This is a genomic window from Vibrio penaeicida (assembly GCF_030689305.1).
In the GTDB taxonomy this organism is placed as follows: Bacteria; Pseudomonadota; Gammaproteobacteria; order Enterobacterales; family Vibrionaceae; genus Vibrio; species Vibrio penaeicida_B.
In genome coordinates this window covers 358,514-381,526 of sequence record NZ_JAUYVM010000002.1, presented here as the reverse complement: position 1 = coordinate 381,526, position 23,013 = coordinate 358,514, and the positions used below count along the sequence as shown (strand labels likewise).

Below are 23,013 nucleotides of genomic sequence, written 5' to 3'. Positions count from 1 at the left end.
AGGTAACTCGCCAGTCGATGGAGCAGGAAATATCGAAATTATTATAGATTTAATACATATGTCATAGTTTGCGCTTAAAAAAGGACATAAAAAAAGCCGGAGCAAATGCTCCGGCTTCTAATAATACTTTAATAAATAAAGAGTTAAGCAAGCTCACCTTGAAGCCAAGGCCAGCCTTGTTTTTTACGGCTTAATGTGTTTTCCATCATTAAAATACCGTCTTTTTCATGCTTAACTAACTTCTCTGCCCACTCACCTTTGTAAAGAAGGCGAGTTTGAGAAGTCGTGATGTCAGTTAACATAACAGCAGCGAATGCTAGACCTTCTTCAGAACAGCGACGCTCTAGATCAGCTTCTAGGTCTTCAATCATGCCATCTACTTGCTCTAGAGTTGCAAGCTCAACCTGACCTACTACCACATCGCGACCGTTAAATGGGTAAGCTTTTAAGTCTTTCTCTACAAGTTCTGCCGCAGACAAACCTTCGATGTTTGTTTTTGCAATCAGAAGATCTTTGATGAATGTATCGACATCATCTACACCAGCAATTTCAGCCAGCGCGTAGACCGCATCTTTGTCTTTTTGTGTGCAAGTAGGAGAGGCAAATCCAACAGTATCAGACAAAATTGCAGACATCATCATGATCGCTAATGGCTTAGTGATTTCAGTCTCTTCCATCTTGAATAGCGCGAATAGAATTGTACAAGTACAACCTACAGGCCAAATCCAAGCTTCTAAAGGGTTTACTGTCATCACATCACCAAGACGGTGGTGATCGACAATACCTAGAATTTCAGCTTCACCAATATCATCAGGAGCTTGAGCTAAGTCTGTGTAGTCAACCAACCAAATGTTTTCACCTGCTACAGAAGTACGTAGCTCAGGTTGATCTGCGCCAGCAACTTCTAGAACGTGCTGAGTTTCACGGTTAATTTCGCCTTGGCGAATGCCTTTTGCTTCAAGTCCACGTGCTTTCAATAGCTCAGCGGTAACGATAGCACTACAGATGCTGTCTGTGTCTGGGTTTTTATGACCAACTACTAGAATCATTTTGCTTCCTAATTACTTTTAAATTTTGCCGACAATCACACAAAAAACCATACAAGAATCTTGGTGCCTGTGACGGTAGCTTTTTCAAAAGTCGTTACTTTACCTGATTTCAAAAAAAAGTCATTCCTGATCCGAGTTAAAAGTACGGTTTCGTCGCCATTAACTGTGTATATTTGATATATTTATAAATGATAATCGTTTGCATTCGCATTTTCATTTAATTAGAGTTAGTAACATACCAAGGCAAACTTGGTTACAAAAGAAAGTACCCTCTATGTTTTGGGGTTATTGCGAAATCTGATGGTTTTCGCAGTGAACCTGTTTCAATTGAAGGGACATAAAAAGTCAACCAATAACAAGGATAGAAAGTCATGAGCTTCCTAATCGGCGTGAGAAACCTCGTTCTGAGAGTGTTCTATCGCATCGTTCGCCCACTAATATTTCTTATGGAACCAGAACAAGCCCACTCTGTTTTGAAAAAGATTGGCGTTGTATTGGGTTCAAATGCCCTTACTCGCGGGCTAACTAGCTTACTCTTCAACTACGAAAATCAGGCACTGAATACAAAGGTAGATGGTGTTACTTACCGTAACCCTGTCGGTCTGTCCGCAGGTTTCGATAAAGACGGTGAGCTAACAAAGATTTACCCTTCATTAGGGTTTGGTCTCGCAGAGCTGGGGTCATTTACTGGTGAAGTTTGCCCCGGCAACCCTGGCAGAAGACTTTTCCGCATGGTGAAATCCAAAGCCATCGTCGTTTGGTATGGTTTAAACAACCAAGGCGCTGAAAAAATAGCGAAGCGATTGGCTAATGTTGACTTTGGCTCACTAAGAGTGGGTATCAACGCAGCTAAATCCAACGTCACACCGGAATTTGTTTTAGAAGATTCTATTCAGGATTACCTAAAAACCATGCATGCGTTTAAGGATATTGGTGACTACTTCACAATCAATATCAGCTGTCCGAACACGCAAGATGGTGAACCGTTTGTCGACAGAGGTAATCTAGACGCATTGCTCAATGCCGTTAATGATGAAATCCGCCCTCTCACCGACCGTCCAATTTACGTTAAGTTAGCCGCCGATATGACATTGGAAGAAATTAACATCATCGTTGACGCGTGTGTGGAACACAAAATGGACGGCGTTGTTCTAACCAACCTTGCTAAACCAGAAGGAAATGAAGAACACGTACCTGAAGAGTACCCATCAGCACAAGGTAAACTTCCCAAAGGTAAAGGAGCGATGAGTGGCTTGCCGCTTCAACGCATCTCTACTAATGTTATTCGTCATGTTTACCGCCGTACTCGTGGTGAGCTCACCATAATTGGTGTTGGTGGTGTATTCAGTGCAAAAGACGCTTACGAGAAGATCACTTCTGGTGCCAATTTGCTGCATATGATCACAACAATGATTTTCGATGGACCGCAAAACATCAATGAGATTAACCGCGGATTGGTGCAGCTTCTTAAGCAGGATGGTTTTAATTCGATTGAAGAGGCCGTTGGTTCAAGAAACCCACTGCCAGCTTTGAAACCAACTGAATTGCAGAATCAGGAAGACAAGGCAGCATAAAACATGAACGGCAATAGCTTTAATCTTATTGTACACGGTCTACCTGACGAACTTTATTCTGAATTTAAACGTGCCTTAAGAAAAGGCTATTGGCGTAATGGAATGCTAATGACGGAAAAGCAACGTGAAGCATGCCAACGAGCCATTCTGGTTCGTGAAACCCAACATCCCGTTGCACTGCAGTAATTAGATCCTAATGAAAGACTTCAAGGTTCGGCAGCAATGCCGAACCTTTTGTTTGTTAGCGATTATTGCTAATAGCTAGTTGCCAATGAATAGTTGGTTACCAATAAATAGTTGGTTACCAATAAATAATTAGTTGCCAATATCTTGAAAGAGGCTTGGTAGCGAATTGATTAGGTAAGTCACTTTAAACCACAAAATGTCCCACTCATCCAAAGTCCAATCAATGAAATATGGGTTAATAATGTAATTTAGCTCTTCACGAATTGGGGATATAAAATGGCGCGTTAAAGGTGTATCCCAAATAAATTTTGGAAAAGGCGTAAAATGTGAGTCACTCAAATAATAGATATCGCCATATTGCTTGGCATTTATGCCTATCACATCCGCATCTTGCTGCCAGTCTCCGTCTGAGACAAACTCACCAACGAAATTGTAGTTGTCTATAGCCGCAGCATGCAGGGTTAGCACAAACTCACTGCCAAGCTTTTCCGTGATATGCGATTTGAGGGCATCATTAATTCCCGTAGCATCGAAAGCCACCGTAGATCTACCCGTTACTAATGCGGCCACTGTACTTAACCCACCGCCTAAGCTGTGCCCCGTGTATCGAATGGTGTGATTTGGATAATCGCGCTCAACTTTTTCAGCCAAATTGATCGCTTGAAGAAACTGCTTGGGCACTTCGTCGTTGGATAGCATACCGTCAGTCACCCAGTCTGAAGTCCCTAATTCACTTCCTCGATAGGCTAAGACAACATTATTCCCTTTTGTAAACACACTCGCATTGAAACCAGATTTGCGAGACACATCTTTTACCCTTGCCCAGCCACTAGGTGTCCCAGATTGGCTGTAAACTTGCTCCGCAAACTCCAACAGTTCCAGCGCTTCTCGCGCTTTGGTTTCAGATGGGGGATTGTTTGGTGAATGGATAGTGCCAGAATCGCTTTGTGTGTATGCCATATTAGGGCTAACAACGTTATTGTAAAAATCCTCTAGGCTTTCTAGATCACTCGGTGAAACGGTAGCATGTGCGGAATATGAGCAACTCAGTACAGCAGATAAAACTAAAGTTTTCTTTAAAGACATAGTATTCCCTTACTTCTATTGGTTTTCAAATCCAGTGCCAGACTTTTATACCCCCTTGAAAGAAAGTGAACCTTGTTACTTTAGTCTATTGTTAACTTTCAACTTATAATTCAAATTGTTAACTAAATGTTAATTGAAAGTGTTTGTTTTTGAGCTCATTCGTACTTTCTAAACCCATGACTTTACGCATCACTATCACACAAATAAAGCTCAACAAGACGCATAGTAAATTAGAGAGTCCGAATGTTTTTTGAGCATTTTTAAGACTTTAGTCTAAAAAAAAGCCAACCATAAATGGCTGACTTTCTCAAAACTAAGACGACAATCAGGTTTAGCTTAAAGCTACATCACCTCAATAGGTCCGCCAAAGGATGTAACAGGTGGTACGTTTCCTGAGAACTTCTCGAAGTCTACAATACACGTATTAGCGGAGGTTGCTTGAGCCAATTCAGATGTTGGAATGTCCTGAGTTAAGGTATTTGGATCACCATAAGTACAGATCGCGCCTTCTTTTTCACTCAGCGGTCCATACCATGCACCCTCTTCAATACGAATAACACCTTGTGGATAGCTGTCTGTTACCACCGCCCCAGCCATTAACTGGCCACGGTCGTTGAATACACGTACTAAATCGCCATCTTTAATGCCTTTCGCTTTAGCATCAACAGGGTTAATGTAAACTGGCTCACGACCTTGTACCGCATACGTTGAACGAAACTCTTCGGATTCACACATTTGAGAGTGTAAACGCTTATCTGGATGACAAGATTGCAGCCAGTACGGATGCTTGTCTGAACCCGGTCCGCCATGAGAACGTTCTGTTTTCTCAAACCACATTGGGTGATCTTGGCAATGTTCGTATCCCATACGACCAATGGTGCGGCTCGAAATTTCAATGAACCCAGATGGTGTCCCCAATGCATTGATTTCTGGGTCTTTACGGAAATCAGCGTGACGCACCCAAGGTTTACCTGTACCAAAGTCCAGAACACCTTTCTCCCAGAATTCATCAAACTCAGGCATGTCGAACTTACCTTTGTTTGCGTTGCGACAGTCTTCATAAAGCGAGCGTACCCACTCCATCTCATCCATTCCGCGTGTGTACTCTTTGTGACGACCAAATCGACGAGTTAGCTCTGTAAAGATATCGAAGTCAGTACGAGACTGGAACAATGGATCCACCAACTTCTGCATCGCCACTAAACCGCGACCAGAATACGAACCGTACACGTCGATGTCGTTGCGTTCCCATTGCGTACAAGCTGGCAGTACGATATCGGAGAAACGACACGTTGCTGTCCACGCAAACTCGATGGTGACAACGGTTTGAAGTTTACGGAACGCTTTCTTCATACGGTTGCGATCCTGATGGTGGTGCCAAGGGTTGTTCCCAGAGATCACCATCATTTTGTAATCAGGCAGTTTTACTTTGGATCCGTTGTAACGAATCTCTTTGCCGGGCTCGAGCAAACAGTCTATCCAGCGAGCAACCGGAATGGTGCGACTGTATCCGTTGTAATCTTTGTTATCCCATTTTGGCTTCATGCCTTGGTCTAGGTTACGCGGGAAGCCACCCGGAGCAGCAAAGCCAGTAGAAGGCACACCGATACCAGAGTAATGGTGACCATAAGAAACCCCGCCGCCTGGCAGACCTATTTGCCCAACCATAGCTGCAACAACAGCTCCAGCCCAGTAAGGTTGTTCACCGTGTTCTTGGCGCTGAATACACCAACCAAATAGAATCTGTGTGCGACCGCTAACCAGCATGCGAGCAAACTCGCGAATCTTATCCGCTTCTACGCCACAAATTTCTGCCGCCCATTCTGGTGTTTTTTCAACTTTGTCTTTGGTTTCTCCAAGAACATATTGAATGAATGGGTCAAAACCTAAGCAGTAAGTTTTAATGAACTCTTTATCGTGCAAATCTTCTTTGTAAAGCACGTGCGCGACGGCCAGCATAAACGCCACATCAGTCATCGGGTTGATGTACATGTGATCATTTTGCAAGTAACGCTGTGTCTTGTTCTTCACAGGATCAACAGAGAGAACGTTGATCTCACCTTTCGCAACTTTTTCTTTAAGCTGCTCAAGGTAAGGGAACGATTCGTGTGTTTCACAGTTCCAGCCAACCTGAAGGTTTTTCACTGGATCGTTCGCCCACAGAATAATGTTGTCACTGTGCTCTAAGATTTCAGACCAAGACGTGCCTTGAGCATATACTTCGGTCGATCCCAATACGTAAGGCATAATGGTTTGACCCGCCCCCGTAGAGTAATCCCCTACTTTGGTAATGAAGTTACCGTGCATGCCCACCGCGCGTTGCATGTGGCTGGTACAGCTGTGGAATTGCCCCGTCTGACGCCAACCTGTCTGACCTGCGTGGAGTGCCCATGGACCGTAGTCTTTCTGCACACGCTCAAGCTCACGGTAGAAAAGATCCAGAGCTTCATCCCAAGTTACACGGATAAAACGATTGTTACCGCGTGTATCCGCGCTGTATTTGTGCTTCTTGAGCCAATCGAGACGAACCATCGGATAACGGACACGAGATGGGCTGTAAATAATGCCTTTAATGCCGTTAATCATATCCGTTGGGTGCGAGTCCATCTCCAGCGGTTTGATTTCTTGAACCTTGCCGCCGTAGATGTGGGCGCGAAATGCGCCCCAGTGAGAACCGGATACTTTCCACGTTCCCGTTGTTTCCGCTGCATTTGCTGAAGCCGATGCCAATAAGCTAGGGCCAATGACAGACGCTGCGCTCGTTGTCGCTACACCTTTAAGAAAACTTCTTCGTGTAATTGCCATTTCTTGTACTCCGTCTGACGCTTAGTGGTGACCTTCAGCAAAATCTGAAGAGTGTTTCTGTAGGTATTTCAATACTAGGGCTTCGCTGTCTTTATCAAAGTTTACGAATGCAAGCATTCCATTGAACATGCCCGGCCAGCCATTTGCCGTGAAGTGCGCTTCGTCTGGCTGTGTGTGACACACTGAACAGTTGGTTTGATAAGCTTCTTTTGCTTTGTCCCAGATTGGTGTTACGTCACCCAGCATGGCGGTTTTCTTCATCCACAGTTTCGTTTCTACACGTTGCCATGGAAGACCCGTCAGCTCGTCTTCTTTGGTTTCAAATGTTTTCACTAGATCTTCATTAACAGCGGTCTCTTTAAGAAGAGAACCAATAGCGATGTTCAAGCCAAAGTCTTCCTGAATAACACGTCCAAAGCCTTTCGCTTTACGCCAACCAGAAATTTCCACCAGTACCGCATCGCCTTTATCATCAACCACTTTTACCGTCGAAGCTGGGTTCAATAAGCCCGCTTCCTTGGTCATTCCAGCATCTTCATACATAGGCAAGTGACGAACACTTGTGACGCTGTTACCGGTGGAGTAATCAGTGTTAGAAGCCAGTTGTTCCAATTCACCAATCATGCCACCTGAGCTGTCCATATTTTTAGGCAAGTTGTGAGCGATGCCTTTGTGACAATCGATACAGCTTTGGTCTCGCTCCGCCGCATTTTTCATTTGAATGCGTGCGGCTGGCTTCATTTTCTCGAAGTCCATTGAGTCGTAGTTGTGGCAGTTTTTACATTCCAGTGACTTGTTTGCAGAGAAACGGTCCCACTCGTGTTTAGCAAGCTCAATGCGGCGTTCTTCAAATTTCTCAGGCGTGCCTAAGTCGCCAAAGATCTGCGCAAACACTTCTTTGGAAGCCTGCATTTTACGGGCAATTTTTGCCGTCCATTCATGTGGAACGTGACAGTCAGGGCAAGTAGCGCGAACACCTGAACGGTTTTGCCAGTGGATGGTTTCTTGTAGTTCTTGATACACATTGTCGCGCATGGTGTGACAGCTAACGCAGAACTCTTCTGTATTCGTCGCTTCCAATGCGGTGTTAAAGCCACCCCAAAAGATTACACCAGCAATAAACCCGCCCATTGTAAGCACACCCAAGCTGATGTGAACGGCCGGGCGAGTCATCGTGTGCCAGATTTTTACGATAAACGATTTCATGATCTGTTCTCTTTAAAAAATTCGCTCAAAAAATGGAAAGGTGTTTAGCCGTGTACGCCTGGAGGACCTAAGAAAAAGACCTGCAGCATCCAAACGATAAAACCGTATCCACCAACAAACATGACGCTTAATACGGGAAAGAGAACGACGGTAATTAGGAGAAAAGATTTCCACTCAAATGAGCGAACTTCTTTTGGTTCCACTTTATTAACATTACTCATACATTGCCTGCTTATAGTATTGATAATTTCATCTGCACCAAGCCCAGCGACCCAGTACACCTACAACTTATAATGAGAAATTTTAGAACGATCGAATCTTATGATTCAATGGTTTGATTCCTTATATAGCAAGCTATTCGACACTTTTTTGAGCTCATACAGAGATGTGTTTAATTAACATTTTATGTGTAAATTAATGAACAGATATGACAATTTAATATTGTTGCATATATGTATTGTTTGATGATTTTTTGTTACCAAACACTCTTTACTAGCGTTCAAGAAACCGAGAAAAGCCGCTTAAATTCCTAACCTATTCAGCAATAAATGTAGAATATTTGTTAAATGTAATCGCTTCATTTGTGAGAATTTGAAGCAAAATAAAGTGCCTATCCTCAAGCTATTCACCATCACTAAAAACTTGGATAAGTTGGGCTAACAAGCGGTAGGGATTTGAGTATAAAATGGAGGAAAAACAACCGAGGTTTCTATGCAGGAATCAATTGACATTGGCTGGGCTTACTTACTGCTTTTTTCTCTTACGCTTTGTATTCCCCTTTACATTAATCGTCACTTTCAACTTGGACTGGCAAAAGACACGCTCATCAGCGTATTGAGAATGACCGTTCAGCTAATTTTGGTGGGTGCATATCTGGAGTTTGTATTTGAACTCAATAGTCTAACATTGAATATCATCTGGGTTTTGGTGATGTCAGGCATCGGAACAAGTGCGATCATCGACAAAGCCAAACTTCCGTTAAAACCTCTCTTTTTACCAGTCATGTCAGGGTTGTTGATTGGTCTTTCACCCATCATCATTGTGCTTTGTGTTGTGATTGTTCAACCCACACCGGTATACAGCTCACAGTATGTTATCCCTCTATGTGGAATGCTCATTGGCAACAGCATGAATGCCAATATCATCATGCTTCAAAATTTGTTCAGCGCCTTTAAAGAACGAGAAGGTGAATACCACGCTGCGCTTTCATTGGGTGCCTCTCCGACCTACGCTTCATTGCCTTTCGTTCAAACCGCGATGCAAAAAGCGTGGTCACCTATTCTCGCCTCCATGGCGACCATCGGTTTAGTTACCCTACCCGGCATGATGACTGGGCAGATTTTGGGTGGAACATCCCCCTTGGTCGCAATCAAATATCAGTTGATCATTATGATTGCGATATTTGTCATGATGACCATATCGTTGTCGCTTTCGACCAAACTGGGGTTGCATAACGTTCTTTCAAAAGAAGGGCGGGTCTTGGTTTCGATAAAGAACTGATCCTGGTGTGTTGAAGAGGCTCAAGCTTTGGAGAGAATATTCGGGTGATGACCTTCAGCCTTGAGTAACCTGTGACTGGAGGGGGAGCTGAGAATTCGAATGCAACTGGCTAATAATGGTGGTTTTTAACCTAACAGGAGAAACGGGCTTATTGACCAACAGATAGCCACTTTCTCTTACTTGTTGCTTGAGTGTTTCGCTTCGATTTGCACTTAGCACAATGGTTGGTACAGAGTGGGGGCGATTAAGGTGTACATGCTCAGCAACTTCCAAACCTGTTTTACCCTCATCTAAATGGTAATCCACAATCAGCAGTTCAACCGAATCCGATGAAACATCACATTGCACCTGCAATGCAGCTAAAGACTCTGCCGTTACCACGTCACATCCCCACTGGCTAAGTAACTCCTTCATTGCCATGCAGATATTATTATCATTATCCACAACCCAAATTCGACACCCTTGCAAAGCAGCGCTTGCATCCAGCTCTTTCGGCTTCAGAATCGGCATGGTGGTTGCTTTCACGGTGCCATAAGGGACTAAAACCGAAAAACGCGATCCTTTGTGAAGTTCTGACTCCAATGAAATTTGGTGCCCTAGCACTCCTGAAATCTTATCTACAATGGCTAACCCTAGCCCCAGCTGGGTTCTGTTTTCTGCTTTTCTAGGGCTAAGGCGTTTGAATTCTTGGAACACCTCTTTTTGCTTGTCTTTAGGAATACCATCTCCTGTATCCAATACATCAATTCTCACGCCACTTTCAGTGCGGCGGCAGCCCAGTAAAACTTTACCCGACTCGGTATACCTTAATGCATTGGTCATTAGATTCCTGATGATTCTCGCAAGCAGTACGGAATCACTGTAAATTACAACTTTACTGGGGACGTACCTCACTTCCGTTTCAGACTCAAACGCTATTTGATGGAACTCATTGGCGATGTTGTCTAATAACTCGTTGAGAGCGAAAGGTTGCTTGTCTGCACGAATGGTTCCTGCATCCAACTTTGAAATATCAACCAGCATGGTGATAAGCGATTCAACATCAGAAAGGGAGTGATCCAATGAATCCACCAGCCTACGCGCGGGCGGTCCTAGCCTTTGCGCACGTAACGATCCTAAAAATAGCTGCGCAGCATTCAATGGCTGCAATAAATCGTGGCTGATAGCCGCGAGAAATTTCGTTTTTGATAGGTTTGCCAGTTCGGCTTCTTGTTTCGCCTCTAGCAGCCGACCTTGGATCTCCCGACGCTCAGTGACTTCTTTACTTAACTGGTTGTTCAGATCTTCCAGCTGAGCGGTTCTAAGCTGAACACGTTTTTCTAGTGTTTGATAAGACTGGCGTAATTTTTCACTAATGGCGGCTTCATACCTTGCCGATTCTGCTTCTTTGAGAAGAGTAATATCGGTGTACAGCATCACTAACCCACCATCAGCCGTTCGGCGCTCGCTCACTTGTACCCAGCGATTGTCTCGTTGCTGAAAAACTCTTCCGCCATGCAAGTCGGAATACGGCAGTTCTTTGACGATAAGCCCCTTAGTGTGCGCGAGCCTCTTTACTTCCGCCAGCGTGACGCTCGACATATCTAAGGAGATATCATGATCAAGCCAATATTGTTGAAATCGGCTATTGGAATGCACTAAATGTCTGTCTTTATCATACAAAGCAAACCCATCTGAAATGGATTCGATTGCATCAACAAATCGCTGTTGGGCGCGCTCGACTTTTTGGTTGGCAAGCGAAAGCGCTCGGTTGATGCTTTCCAGTTCATGAAGAGTGTTATTGAGCTCTTCGGTTTTTTCCCGAACCTGATCAGCCAACACAACGGAATGCTGAAATGCAGCGTATGGGTCAACTCGATGACTGTTGTCTTGCTCTACACGACGCACCAAAGAGTCGATGATTTTTTTCTGGCGTTCATTTTCTAATAACGCCTCTTCAAGTTGGCGTTTCAGCGCTTCGTCCGACATCTAGCCCACCTTTTCGCGCACTTCCGTCATATCAGAAGAGAGTTGATAAACATTGGGCTGACGGCCTATTGCGACGCCTGTTAGCGTCTGGTTCATATGCACGCCACCGAGCTGCTCTCCATAGGTATTAAACCCAACCATGCGGAAGTCGCTGAAAATGCTTTTGATGGTTTCTAACCCGTTAGTTTGCTCTATTTCCTTGCGTCGTAGAAAACAATCGCATCCGATAATGATTTCTAACTCTCCAACTCTTTCAGACACTTCACTGAGCTTTTGCTTCGCATTGGCGTAAATATCGCCCGGTTTCATCGCAGTAACGACAATGCCGTCATCAACCGCGCAGTAAAAATCCAAACTCAGATCATCATTTACTTTCTGAATAGACCGAATATAAAACTCCCCGCCCACTTTCACCGCTAATGGATGCAGAGCGTATATTTCTGGTCTGAGATCGTTGAGTAAGATCCCCACTTCTCTCGCATACACCAGTGCAGCAGGCTCAGCGTTGAATTCATAGACTCGACGGCATTCACTGTCGGCTTTCGTCACCACCAATTTACTTCCTAAGCTTTGAATGTGGTGCGTCGTGAAGACTTCAAAGGGGCAGGTAGTGTTGAACATCACCACAATGGCGGAATCGGCATAGAATTTACCGTCGAAATACACATGAGTATTTGCCAAGTTTTCATCGTCTCCGGCCGACCCTCCAAAATGCGGAATTCGACCCAGAGCCGTATCTAAAGTGACAAGGAAATTTTCTTCTTGCGGCGACAACCCATCTATTAAGGTAAGCACAAAACTACTGTGCTTTATGGGCGCTTTTAGGTGGCTTCGGCAATTTTCAAAAAGGGTTTCGACGCACTGCTGCGCAACACTTAACTCAAAATTTTCTAGCGGTATCACCATGCCAGATACCGTAAACGCGCTTTGGGTAAAGCCAATCGCACTGATGCTGCTTTTCGCATAACCGCTGCTGGTAATTTCCCCCGCCGAAGTGCACCCCATCACTTTGCAATGAGTAAATGCGCGATCCATTTCTGATTCAAGTTCTTTTAAATCGTAGGCAGCGGAGCAGAAGAATAAAACAAACCCAATGTTTGGGGTGTTCAAACGTGCAGCAAGCTCTCTTACCGCCTTAACGGCTTCAAGCTGATAGGATTCAGCCGTCACCACGGCAGCTTGGTCTGGTATTGGACTGGCAGAAAACATCCCTCTTCCTTAGTTGATATCTTTGGATCTATCTTTGATTAAAGAAACATGCATACATTCAGTCTAGCTTGGTCTGAGGCAACGTTAATCCTACTTAAGGAGGATATTTGTCGTTCATCTTCTCCTCATATAGTCGATGTCTCATTATTAGAACAAGCATTATAAATTGAGCTGATTACACTAAAAGGAACTACTAAAAATAGGGTTATTTACTTAGGTATCCGTAACCCAATGAAAATTAAACATAACGTCAGTAGGTACGAAGAATGATAAGAAAACCTTAAGGAAGAGGGATTCGCATGTACAAATTCTTGATTGCCGATGATCATCCGCTGTTTCGAGACGCCTTGGTCTCCGTCATTAGAGGACGATTTTTAGACTGCTCCATCCATCAAACGGAAGATGTTGCTACAACGTTGGAATACGTAAATGAGCATTCTGATACCGACCTAATCCTACTGGACCTAAACATGCCCGGCATGGGGGGACTTAACGGGCTACTTGAGCTTAGAAATCAAGCACCTTCTGTACCTGTCGCCATCATATCGGCCGAAACGAATAAGCAAACCATTCTTCAAACCATCGCGTATGGCGCAATTGGCTTTATTTCTAAATCCTCTTCTCGCGAAGAAATGACGAACGCATTTTCTCAAATAATTAATGGGAATGTGTATTTACCAGCCAACATCATTCGAGCAACAGACGATACCAAATTTTCTGGGCAACGAAACAAAGAACCCGCCTTTTCCGCTGATATGTTAAGCACTTTAACTCGTCGGCAGTTGCTGGTATTGAAATCCATGTCTCAAGGCAGTGCGAATAAGCAAATCGCTTACGACCTTAATATCTCTGAGACCACAGTGAAATCGCATGTCTCTGCGATATTGAAAAAGCTTGGTGTTCATAACCGAATTCAAGCCGTAGTTGGTGTTACCAATATCGACTTTGATCGCTACTTAAGGCGTTGAGCGGTATCCATGCGATAAGCACAACAAAAAATATAAAAACGAAATCGGCTATTTTTCCTGTTTCGCCTTTAAGTACGGAGCGAGTGCGGTTTTCCACATAGCAAATGTGAATGCGAGATCCGACGAACCCATTGAATCTGGCATTTCCAGTGATATGCCCAGTAACCGATAGGCTGTTTTGTAGAACTCGGGTTGAGACTTACTCAATTGCGATGCCATTAAGCCACGTGCGCCTTGAAAAACACCCTGTAATTCAGAAGGAGAAAGAGACTTAAGCCTAAAAGCTTGAATTTCTTCACACAATATTCTGCGTGTATGGTGAGGATTTTTATCGAAATGACTGCAAATTTCCAATGCATTCAACTCCGGTTTTATTGAACTGCTGATACTGTACAGCTGCCCGTTGAGGCGCATATTGATTATAGGCTTTCGCTGCATTAACCATTGCACCGCGGCGCACTGGTGAAAAATCGACACGGTTCTGGGCAAGCGAAACTTCATTCTAACGCTGTCGTGATTTTGCTCAATACAGACAATCGGTTCACGATGTAAGCGATCGGCATCGCTATGAGGCATATGATCAGGCATAAAGATCACCTGTTCAGACTTTAGTAAGTTGAGCATAAAGCCCGGGGGCTCATGTTGGCGAAAGTGATCATCAAAATGTTGCCAAAAGATAAGTGCAGAACAAGATAAATGAATAAACAAGCCGTGAATGTCGCTGTGAGCACCATGGATGGTTTGTTCATGAAAAGCCACAGAATGTCGTGTCGATTTAAAATGTTGGGTCACGTAATGGATGAGCTCATGAATCCATGTTTGATACGCAGTACATAAATTTGTATCGGCTTTAGGTAGCCGAGCGTAAATTGTCACCGTTTGATGGTGAATTGGCTCAGGCAACCAGTCCCCTATTGGTTCCGTTTGGCTTTTGGGCGTATGCATTTCATGAGTTAAAGGCTGGTTAGAAAGGTAAAGCGCCGTCAGGCTCTCTCCCCACTTTTTCACTGTGTCTCGGCGCTGCTCCATACAGTACCGAAACCACATATTTTGTGCCTCTTGGCTTTGAGTCCACTGGCTAGCCAACATGCTGAGATAACGTGCTATCAGTTCGTCAAATTCTCCTTTTGCACTTTTCATCCTTATGGTTGGTTTTGGATCAAGCAAGGTCGTCAGAGGCTGCAATTGGTAGCCGAGCGTTTGTAAGGTCGATTGAATATGCCCTTCACTAAGCATTTTGTAGATCTGGACCGCTTTTTTGTCCGACATTTTCAACGTCAACGTACAGTCACACTCATCGGTTTGAGCGCTCTTTATCCACCGAGTGGTTAACGGTAGCTTTTCAGGTTCATGCTTTATTCGGTAAGCCAGTGCGGTAATAATGCTTTGCCAAATGTGAGTCAGATTCCAGTCCCCTGCCGTTACAACACAGAAGTATTCTGGGCGGTAGTGATACCAATAGTATTGGCGTATCTCCGGTAACGACAAACGAGATATGCATTTTGCACTCCCCGAATACAGGGGATAATTGAATTCCTTGACGACTCGACATGCTTGTTGGAATTGTTCATTGTTTTCATACCCCTGCAACTCCTGATACAAGGCGCCTAGCTCTCCCCTTTGAACATAAGTGCCATCACGAATCTCGGCTTGCCATTCCTGTTCATTTAAAAGTGGGCAAAGCGTGGATTGAACAAAGTAATCCAACCCTAAAAAGGCATTGTCTTTGTGGCTGCCAGACAAGTGAAATCGTGTATTACCTCGGCGAGTTGTGGCATTAAACTCTTCCAATTCCAAGCTCGAACGCAGTTGCCAAAAGCGGCGAGAATCTGGGTATTTGTAGCACCCGCGTAAAACCATATGCTCTACAGCATGGGTAACACCGCTGTCGTCATACGAAGGCGTTTTGACCATAACAGAGGCAGAAAACTGCGGCTCCGGATCACTTCGATATAGGTTTGGGCAGTGCCAATGCCTCAAGCCCGAAGGATGCTCCCAACAAAACCAGACGTCTCCTTTGGGCGTGACCTTTTCTTGAGTTTGCTTAAATGGCGGAACACCTAAATCACTCATAGCCGTATCGACTCAAAATCAGGGTTTTGACATTAAAATGGTTTGGCTGTTTCTCATATGTCGCATAACCAGTTCATTGTGACAGCCAGAAGAAGCTTGGAAAATTGCATCGGTTATCTTGTGATGATGAGGCGATTTGCTGCACACGGGATCCGTTGCTGTGGCACTGCCCGTGAGTAACATGGCCTGACAGCGGCATCCACCGAAATCCGATTCCTTTTCATCGCAACTTTTACAGGGCTCTTCCATCCACTCAAACCCTCTAAAAGCATTGAAGCTCTCAGATTCATACCAAATGTGTTTTAAGCTTCGATTTTTAACATTAAGGAAAGGCAGATCCAGCACCGCTGCGCTGTGGCAGGGTAGAACTTTCCCATCAGGAGCAACACAGGTAAAGATACTCCCCCAGCCACTCATGCAAGGTTTGGGGCGTTCTTCATAATAGTCTGGGGTAACAAATATAAACTTGGGAGCATTTCTGTCGCAGGCGTCTCTGAATGCATTCACTTCGTATTCCGCTTGCTCAATTTCGGCTTTAGACGGCAGTAGCGATGCGCGATTTTCGAGTGCCCAGCCATAATATTGCGATGTGGCCAGTTCTACGTAGTCGGCATTCAGCTCACAACTCAATGCCATAATGCTTTCTATATTGTGAATATTCTGCCGAGTGATAACCGCATTCAGCACCATTGGAAATCCAGCTTCCTTCACGGCTTTTGCCATGTTCACTTTGTGCTGAAAAGCATTTTTCTTCCCTGCAATGGCATCACTCATTTCAGGGTCTGCTGCTTGAAGGCTTATCTGAATATGATCCAACCCTGCTTGTTTTAAGCCATCGATGCGCGATTGGGTCAAACCAATTCCTGAAGTGATCAAGTTAATGTAATAACCAAGATCGTGAGCATGCGCAACGATATCGGTGAGGTCTTTACGCATTAATGGCTCACCACCAGAAAGCCCCAACTGAACGGCACCAAGCTCCCTTCCTTGCTCTAAAACATCGAACCATTGTTCTGTAGAAAGTTCTTGCTCTTTACTCCCCAAATCAATGGGGTTAGAGCAATATGGGCAATGGAGCGGGCATTGGTACGTCAGCTCAAGTAGCAACCAGAACGGTGGTTTAATAGGGTTGGAGCCATTGTTTGTCATACGCTACATCCAGAAATTCGATGATGTCACTCTCAATATCTTCGTTCGGGTACCGAGCACATAGCCGAGTGATTGCAATACTCGGCGTCGTTTCTTGTTCGAACATCGCAAGCACCTCTGCTGCGCTGTCGCTTAACGTGACCATCCCCTCAGGAAACAGCAGCACATGGCTTTTCTGAGCTTGCTCGTATTGCATTCTAAAGGTCGGGTTTCGTTTCCATTTTTCGTTGAAGTTTTTCTTGCTATGCATAGCATCCCCTTATTCCTGAAAAAGGTTTCGGTGCCAGACAGCTTCGCTAGCGGTAAGATTTTGATATGGCGCTCGATTGAATTCATGCGCCATGCTAATGGCATCAAGCATTGACCACAAAATGTCGAGTTTGAACTGCAAAATATTTAGCGCATGTTGCTGTTTCTCTGCGCTATCAAAATGCTCTAGAGTGATCGCCAAACCCTGTTCGACATCTCGGCGAGCCTGAGACAAACGTTGCTGAAAATACGTTAAACCTTGTGCTTCAATCCACGGGTAGTGTTGTGGCCAAGAATCCAAACGGGATTGGTGAATCTCTGGTGCAAATAATTCGGTGAGTGATGAACACGCCGCCTCTTGCCACGTTGCTCTTCGCGCGAAATTGACATAGGCATCCACCGCAAATCTGACCCCAGGGAGTACCCATTTTTCGGCTACCACTTCTTCGCGCTTCAGCCCCACCGCTTCAGCAAGTTGCAGCCAAGCCTCAATCCCACCCCATTTTTCTTCCTGATTTACGTGACCATCGTGATCCAAAATTCGCTGCACCCACTTCCGGCGGATATCTGGGTGGCGGCAATTCGCCAGTATTGCTGCGTCTTTTATTGGTATCGAAATCTGGTAATAAAATCGGTTCGCAACCCAAGCTCGTATTTGCTCTGGGCTGCACTCCCCTTGGTACATTGCTTTGTGAAAGGGGTGATGAATGTGGTAAAGCGCTCCTTTGCTTAACAATGCTTCACGGAATTGCTCTGGCGTCATCGCAGCCGTAGCTTTATCTTGATGGCGCATGGCTTTATCTTGGTAACGCATGGCTCTATCTTGATGGTTCATCCCTTCACTTCTCCAAGTTTTCGCACACTTCCGAGTTCACCCGTGTTGAGATTGAGTGAGCCCTAAACCTCAAATTTCATTCCATCAAAGCCGACTTCAACTCCTGACCTGACCACTTGTAATCGCTCGAAGCCACGTTCATCTAAGATCGGATTGGTATTGTTGATATGGACCAGTATTTTCCGAGGCTTGAGAAACTGGCTAAGAAGCGCCAGCATGCCGTGTTTCCCACTTATGGGAAGGTGTCCCATCGATGTGCCCAAATCGCTCCCGACCCCTTCTAGGATCATCTCGTCATCTGTCCACAATGTGCCATCGGCTAAAATACAGTCGGCGTTGCTCATCGCCATTTCAATGTGAGAGCTTGGCTTTTCAAGCCCTGGTGCATACACCAGATTTCGACGCGTCCGTGTATCGGTCACACGAATAGCAATGTTGTCGCCAGGGTGTGGGTCATTTCGATGAGAAGAATAAGGCGGTGCTTTTGACTCCAAGTTAATGGCTTCAAACCTTAAGTGAGGGACCGAAGGGATATGCCAAGACTGCTCGTTTATCGTGTGCTGTTGGTAACCACCATGCCAATGTGAAAGCACATTCAATAAAGGGAAAGAGTCGGTTAATTCTGAACGGACTTGCTCTGTACAGTACAAATCCATGGGTAACCCTTCACGGAGGATCAACAACCCACTGGTGTGATCGACCTGAGCATCCGTTAAGACCACGGCTGCAATAGACGAACCACGTTTGCCCGTACACTCATGAATATCCGGATTTTGATTGATTTGCTGGCGAATATCAGGCGACGCATTAATGATGACCCAATGTTCACCATCTTCACTGACTGCTATAGAAGATTGGGTGCGAGATTCTGCTACGATCTTTCCGTTTCTTAAACCGCTGCACATGGTGCAATGGCAATTCCATTGCGGATAACCGCCTCCTGCTGCTGAACCCAGTATGATGACATGCATACCACTCTCCTTGTCCCTGGATTTTAACCATGTTGCTCGCCGACGCTATTCAAAGACGCTATTCAAAGACGCTATTCAAAGTAAGAAAACACAGGACATGCCCAAGGTCTATTGACCTTAACTACTCATCCATAGAAGCAAGCCCTGTCTTCTCATATCGCATCTAGAATCTGTCGACCTAGCGGTTACTGATGTATAACGTCACTTCCATACCTAAGCGAAGTTCCTTGTAAGCGGGTTTTTTCCACATGTGCACTGCTCCTTTGCTATTGTTCCTGAACTCCAGATTACGGGTTAGCCATAAAGTGAACTATCCTACTTTGTGATGAATTCTTTCCTACTTTTCAGAGCCGGTCCGATTTATACCTATATGTGGTATACGTTTACGTATCGGAAACAGCACTGACTGGGATCCGTCTTTGCTTTCGGCGTTTCTTAGCCCCGTACTTTTCTACTACACAACGATCTTTGTCTGCGGCAATAACCACACACTCCAAACACTGCACACATTCGTCGTAGTCGATACTCCCATTGAGCTTGATGGCGTCTATGTCACAGGCTTTATGGCATAGCTGACAAGGGCTGCCACATTCCTTTTTCCGATTAAGCCAACTGAATGCCCTAAACTTCCCTAGAACAGCCAACCCAGCCCCGAGTGGGCACAAATAGCGGCAGTACACTTTGTTGATCTTGAGTGCAATAAAAAGAAGTAAAAGCGCGTAGGCAACGAAATACCAATCACGAACAAACCATAATGTAATCGCTGTTTTGAACGGTTCTAACTCCGCTAGGTTTTCTGCCAACGTCAGTGAGGAGAAACTTGTTAGCACCAGTATCGCCAAAATCGGGTACTTAATGCCTTGAAGTCGGCTGTGCGTTTGTGGCTGAATTTTCCACTGCTTAATTTTCAGCTTTTTCGCTGCCAGCCCAATCAGCTCTTGCATGGCACCAAACGGACAAAGCCAACCACAAAATACGCCTCTTCCCCATAAAAAAAGAGAGACAAACACAAACAGCCAAAGAATAAAGATAACGGGATCAAGCAAGAAGACAGTGATTTCAAACCCATTCCAAACCGAAAGCAGTAAGGTGTAAATATTAACGACCGAGAGCTGCCCCTGCGCATAGAAGCCAAGAAAAAACAACGTAAACATCAAACACGCAAAACGAAATTGATGAAACCTATCAGGAAACGTTACCCAGTATTTTTGCCTTACAAACAGACAAGTCACCATTGCAAGGTACAGAATAACAATCGCAGTTTCGAGCCGCCACTGCTGCCAAATCTGTTTCCAAAGAGGTGTTGGTGTTTCTTCTACAACGGCTGGGTAGCGCCATAAAGTGTTGGGGATTTGATAGCTTTTCGTCACTTGCTTGATGTCGTATTCCAAAAAGCTTTTTTTTACGGGTACATTGAGTTGAAACGTAACGGGATGCGCCGGATCAAATCCACTGCTGCTTTTTAAGCGAAATACTTTGATCAGGTCAAATTCTGGAAAGCCTTTCTCCAGCTTGGGTTCGTAAAAACTATAGAAATCCTGATCTCGAATGTCGATGCTCACGTTCTGCTGGGTCACGCTAAACCTTGCAGGGGTAGTGCCCGACACAAAATCAGCAGCTAAAGGTGAAAAGCCACCACTGGACGATAGCAACAAGGCGATTTCGCCAGGTTCCAGTTCCTCCATAAGCCGCTGGTATTCAGAATCGCCCAACAGGCTTTTGCCTATTTGAGGTGGGTTGAGAAACGCCAGATTATAATTGAGCGCATAGTGAGGCTCGGGATTTTCTAGCAAACCCTGTGCTCGGTTTTCAGGTAACGCCAATAGCTGCGAAAATTCGCTTAGCGTCGCTTGCCAATTTAACACCAAGTTTTCACTTGTTAACTGCTGAAAGTCATACCTCTTGGGCGAATCCATTTCAAACTGAGCAACGGCGTTCGCACTGCCAAAACCATCCAGTTTATGGCGTGCTACCTTGCGAGCAGAGTTCAAAATCGTGTCATTTATCACCATCACCGACACGGTGGCTTTGGTTACACCATCAAAATATTGAGTTTTCCCATCGTTAGTACGGCTTTGTTTGCTGCCTACCAAAAAGCGATGCTGGATATTATGGTTAAGGTATTGAGCAATAAACGCCAGCATGGGTTCTTCGCCTAACCCGTGAAGGAAGATTGGCTCGTGATGTCGCTGGACTTTAATGCCCCGAATCACCCCTTTCACATCCAACCCAACTTTTAGATTGACGGTTTCGCCAGAGAATCCGGGGAAATGCGTTAAGTCATCAGATTCAAACACATAGCCCAACAGCGAATTGAGTTGATAGACAGGCGTAATGGCGAGCTCTTTTTCTTCTGGCAGTGTACGAGTAGCAGTAGGGAAAAAGGTGAGAATATCTTGGCTTGGATCCTGCCAGTCGTTCGCTAGACTATTAAAGCTGGAAGCCCACAAACAAAGAGCCACCAGCCATATTTGAAGGAAAAGCGATAAGCGCTTTTCCTTCATTTCTTTAGATGAGCCTAAGTACTCAGAAGAGCTCAAGCTTTTAGAAAAACCCGAGAGGATTAACATCATAGCTGACCAAAAGGTTTTTGGTTTGCTGATAATGTTCAAGCATCATCTTATGGGTTTCACGCCCGATGCCCGACTTCTTATAGCCGCCAAACGCAGCGTGCGCTGGGTACAAGTGGTAGCAGTTTGTCCAGACACGACCTGCCTGAATCGCACGCCCGACTCGATAAGCTTTGTTCACATCACGTGTCCAAACCCCTGCCCCCAATCCGTACTCAGTGTCGTTAGCAATTGCCACTGCCTCGGCTTCATCTTTAAACGTGGTTACGCCAATAACCGGACCAAAAATTTCTTCTTGGAAGACGCGCATTGAGTTCTCACCTTTAAAAATCGTTGGCTGTATGTAGTAACCGCCGCCGAAATCTTCCGCGCTGCCACCCATAACTACCTTCGCCCCTTCGTTGCGGCCGATCTCTAGATACTTCTTGATCTTGTCGAACTGCTCGTCGGATGCCTGCGCGCCGACTTGAGTATCAGTATCTAATGGGTTGCCATGTTTGATCGCTTTCGCTTTCGCCAAGACTCGATCCATAAATGCATCGTAAATGCTTTCTTGGATAAGCAACCTTGAAGGGCACGTACACACTTCACCCTGATTGAAAAACGCTAGAACAGCGCCTTCTGCTGCCTTCTCAATAAACGCTTCTTCTTGCTCCATGATGTCGGCAAAGTAGACGTTTGGCGACTTGCCTCCTAGCTCGACTGTCGAAGGAATCAAGTTATCTGCCGCGCAGCGAAGCACATGGTTACCAATGGCGGTGGACCCCGTAAATGCTATTTTTGCAATTCGCTTAGATGTTGCCAGCGCTTGCCCTGCTTCTGGTCCCATACCGTTGACGATGTTCAATACACCAGGAGGTAACAAATCACCGACTAATTCCATCAATAACAGGATCGTCGTCGGTGTTTGTTCAGCGGGTTTCAAGACAATGCAATTACCAGCCGCTAACGCAGGTGCCAATTTCCAAGTGGCCATTAATAACGGGAAATTCCATGGAATGATTTGCCCTACAACACCGAGCGGTTCGTGGATATGATAGGCAACGGTTTTTGAATCGATCTCTGCCGCGCTGCCTTCTTGCGCGCGAATACAGCCTGCAAAGTAGCGAAAGTGATCAACACACAGCGGAATATCGGCATTCAACGTTTCACGTACTGCTTTTCCGTTTTCCCATGTTTCTGCTACGGCAAGCATTTCTAGGTTGGCTTCAATGCGATCAGCAATTTTGAGCAATATGTTAGATCGCTCTGTTGCCGAGGTAGCCCCCCACGCATCTTTCGCTTTATGTGCAGCATCCAGTGCGAGTTCTATATCCGCCGCATCTGAACGAGGAATTTCTGCAATCACATCACCAGTACAAGGTGAGGTATTGGTAAAATACTGACCTTTCGCTGGCTCGACCCATTGACCGCCAATGTAATTTTGATAACGGGATTTGAAGCTAACAACCGCACCTTCCGTCCCTGGTTTTGCGTAAATCATAAGCACCTCTCTATTGGTATATGTCTAGACTGCAATGGGGGCTTTTGATTGTGAATGCCGCACCAATCAGCAGATAGACCTATCTTCTCAATACACCGCAATGGGCTCTATCCGCTGTTGGTTGGCAAAAGA

General features: G+C 45.1%; 19 protein-coding genes. 4 read left to right on the top strand and 15 right to left on the bottom strand.

Annotated features, from left to right (window positions below; genetic code table 11):
* Nucleotides 1–143: 143 nt before the first annotated feature.
* On the bottom strand, nt 144–1,049 hold the full coding sequence (locus Q8W40_RS04825) for a manganese-dependent inorganic pyrophosphatase (RefSeq protein ID WP_305396118.1): 906 nt from the start codon (nt 1,047–1,049) through the stop codon (nt 144–146).
* Between the two features lie 371 nt (nt 1,050–1,420).
* Here Q8W40_RS04825 and Q8W40_RS04820 point away from each other — a divergent pair, with 371 nt between their 5' ends.
* Nucleotides 1,421–2,623 carry a quinone-dependent dihydroorotate dehydrogenase gene (locus Q8W40_RS04820; protein WP_305396117.1) on the top strand — a complete coding sequence of 401 codons (1,203 nt, stop codon included), beginning with the start codon at nt 1,421–1,423 and terminating at the stop codon, nt 2,621–2,623.
* 3 nt (nt 2,624–2,626) lie between these two features.
* Nucleotides 2,627–2,809 (top strand): DUF1315 family protein, encoded by a 183-nt coding sequence (locus tag Q8W40_RS04815; protein WP_126607286.1) that lies wholly within the window; start codon nt 2,627–2,629, stop codon nt 2,807–2,809.
* 129 nt (nt 2,810–2,938) lie between these two features.
* On the opposite strand, the gene Q8W40_RS04810 is transcribed toward Q8W40_RS04815, so the two are convergent.
* The 4 genes from Q8W40_RS04810 to torE form a co-directional block, all read right to left on the bottom strand.
* Nucleotides 2,939–3,895 (bottom strand): lipase family protein, encoded by a 957-nt coding sequence (locus Q8W40_RS04810; RefSeq protein ID WP_305396116.1) that lies wholly within the window; start codon nt 3,893–3,895, stop codon nt 2,939–2,941.
* A gap of 342 nt (nt 3,896–4,237) precedes the next feature.
* Nucleotides 4,238–6,700, bottom strand: a complete 2,463-nt coding sequence (gene torA, locus Q8W40_RS04805) for a trimethylamine-N-oxide reductase TorA (protein WP_305396115.1) — start codon at nt 6,698–6,700, stop codon at nt 4,238–4,240.
* Between the two features lie 21 nt (nt 6,701–6,721).
* On the bottom strand, nt 6,722–7,906 hold the full coding sequence (gene torC, locus Q8W40_RS04800) for a pentaheme c-type cytochrome TorC (RefSeq protein ID WP_101115283.1): 1,185 nt from the start codon (nt 7,904–7,906) through the stop codon (nt 6,722–6,724).
* A 44-nt stretch (nt 7,907–7,950) separates the two neighbouring features.
* Nucleotides 7,951–8,127, bottom strand: coding sequence for a trimethylamine N-oxide reductase system protein TorE (gene torE, locus Q8W40_RS04795; protein WP_101115282.1), 177 nt, complete (start codon nt 8,125–8,127; stop codon nt 7,951–7,953).
* 490 nt (nt 8,128–8,617) lie between these two features.
* Here torE and Q8W40_RS04790 point away from each other — a divergent pair, with 490 nt between their 5' ends.
* On the top strand, nt 8,618–9,406 hold the full coding sequence (locus tag Q8W40_RS04790) for an ABC transporter permease (RefSeq protein WP_305396114.1): 789 nt from the start codon (nt 8,618–8,620) through the stop codon (nt 9,404–9,406).
* Between the two features lie 54 nt (nt 9,407–9,460).
* Here Q8W40_RS04790 and Q8W40_RS04785 read toward each other — a convergent pair whose 3' ends face one another.
* Both Q8W40_RS04785 and nosP read right to left on the bottom strand, forming a co-directional pair.
* Nucleotides 9,461–11,374, bottom strand: a complete 1,914-nt coding sequence (locus tag Q8W40_RS04785) for a hybrid sensor histidine kinase/response regulator (RefSeq protein WP_305396113.1) — start codon at nt 11,372–11,374, stop codon at nt 9,461–9,463.
* Nucleotides 11,375–12,583: a nitric oxide-sensing protein NosP gene (nosP, locus tag Q8W40_RS04780; RefSeq protein ID WP_305396112.1), complete on the bottom strand. Its 1,209-nt coding sequence runs from the start codon at nt 12,581–12,583 to the stop codon at nt 11,375–11,377.
* Nucleotides 12,584–12,882: 299 nt separating this feature from the next.
* On the opposite strand from nosP, the gene Q8W40_RS04775 reads away from it, so the two are divergent.
* A complete protein-coding gene (locus Q8W40_RS04775) occupies nt 12,883–13,551 on the top strand; it encodes a response regulator (RefSeq protein WP_101115278.1) in 669 nt (222 codons plus the stop codon).
* 48 nt (nt 13,552–13,599) lie between these two features.
* Here Q8W40_RS04775 and Q8W40_RS04770 read toward each other — a convergent pair whose 3' ends face one another.
* The 8 genes from Q8W40_RS04770 to exaC all read right to left on the bottom strand — a co-directional run bounded on the left by Q8W40_RS04770 (nt 13,600) and on the right by exaC (nt 22,881).
* Nucleotides 13,600–15,624, bottom strand: a complete 2,025-nt coding sequence (locus tag Q8W40_RS04770; protein ID WP_305396111.1) for an insulinase family protein — start codon at nt 15,622–15,624, stop codon at nt 13,600–13,602.
* Between the two features lie 18 nt (nt 15,625–15,642).
* Nucleotides 15,643–16,773 carry a pyrroloquinoline quinone biosynthesis protein PqqE gene (gene pqqE / locus Q8W40_RS04765; RefSeq protein WP_305396110.1) on the bottom strand — a complete coding sequence of 377 codons (1,131 nt, stop codon included), beginning with the start codon at nt 16,771–16,773 and terminating at the stop codon, nt 15,643–15,645.
* Entirely contained in the window at nt 16,745–17,023 is a 279-nt protein-coding gene (gene pqqD / locus Q8W40_RS04760) for a pyrroloquinoline quinone biosynthesis peptide chaperone PqqD (RefSeq protein ID WP_305396109.1), read from the bottom strand. Before pqqD ends, pqqE begins: the two co-directional genes overlap by 29 nt.
* A gap of 9 nt (nt 17,024–17,032) precedes the next feature.
* Entirely contained in the window at nt 17,033–17,815 is a 783-nt protein-coding gene (gene pqqC, locus Q8W40_RS04755; RefSeq protein ID WP_305396310.1) for a pyrroloquinoline-quinone synthase PqqC, read from the bottom strand.
* 104 nt (nt 17,816–17,919) lie between these two features.
* Complete coding sequence (pqqB, locus tag Q8W40_RS04750) at nt 17,920–18,828, bottom strand: pyrroloquinoline quinone biosynthesis protein PqqB (protein WP_305396108.1); 909 nt, start codon at nt 18,826–18,828, stop codon at nt 17,920–17,922.
* A gap of 178 nt (nt 18,829–19,006) precedes the next feature.
* Nucleotides 19,007–19,078, bottom strand: coding sequence for a pyrroloquinoline quinone precursor peptide PqqA (pqqA, locus tag Q8W40_RS04745; protein WP_101115399.1), 72 nt, complete (start codon nt 19,076–19,078; stop codon nt 19,007–19,009).
* Between the two features lie 133 nt (nt 19,079–19,211).
* The gene (locus Q8W40_RS04740; protein ID WP_305396107.1) at nt 19,212–21,401 is read right to left on the bottom strand and encodes a 4Fe-4S binding protein; all 2,190 of its coding nucleotides are present in this window, start codon (nt 21,399–21,401) and stop codon (nt 19,212–19,214) included.
* Nucleotides 21,373–22,881, bottom strand: a complete 1,509-nt coding sequence (exaC, locus tag Q8W40_RS04735; RefSeq protein WP_305396106.1) for an acetaldehyde dehydrogenase ExaC — start codon at nt 22,879–22,881, stop codon at nt 21,373–21,375. Before exaC ends, Q8W40_RS04740 begins: the two co-directional genes overlap by 29 nt.
* Nucleotides 22,882–23,013 lie beyond the last annotated feature (132 nt).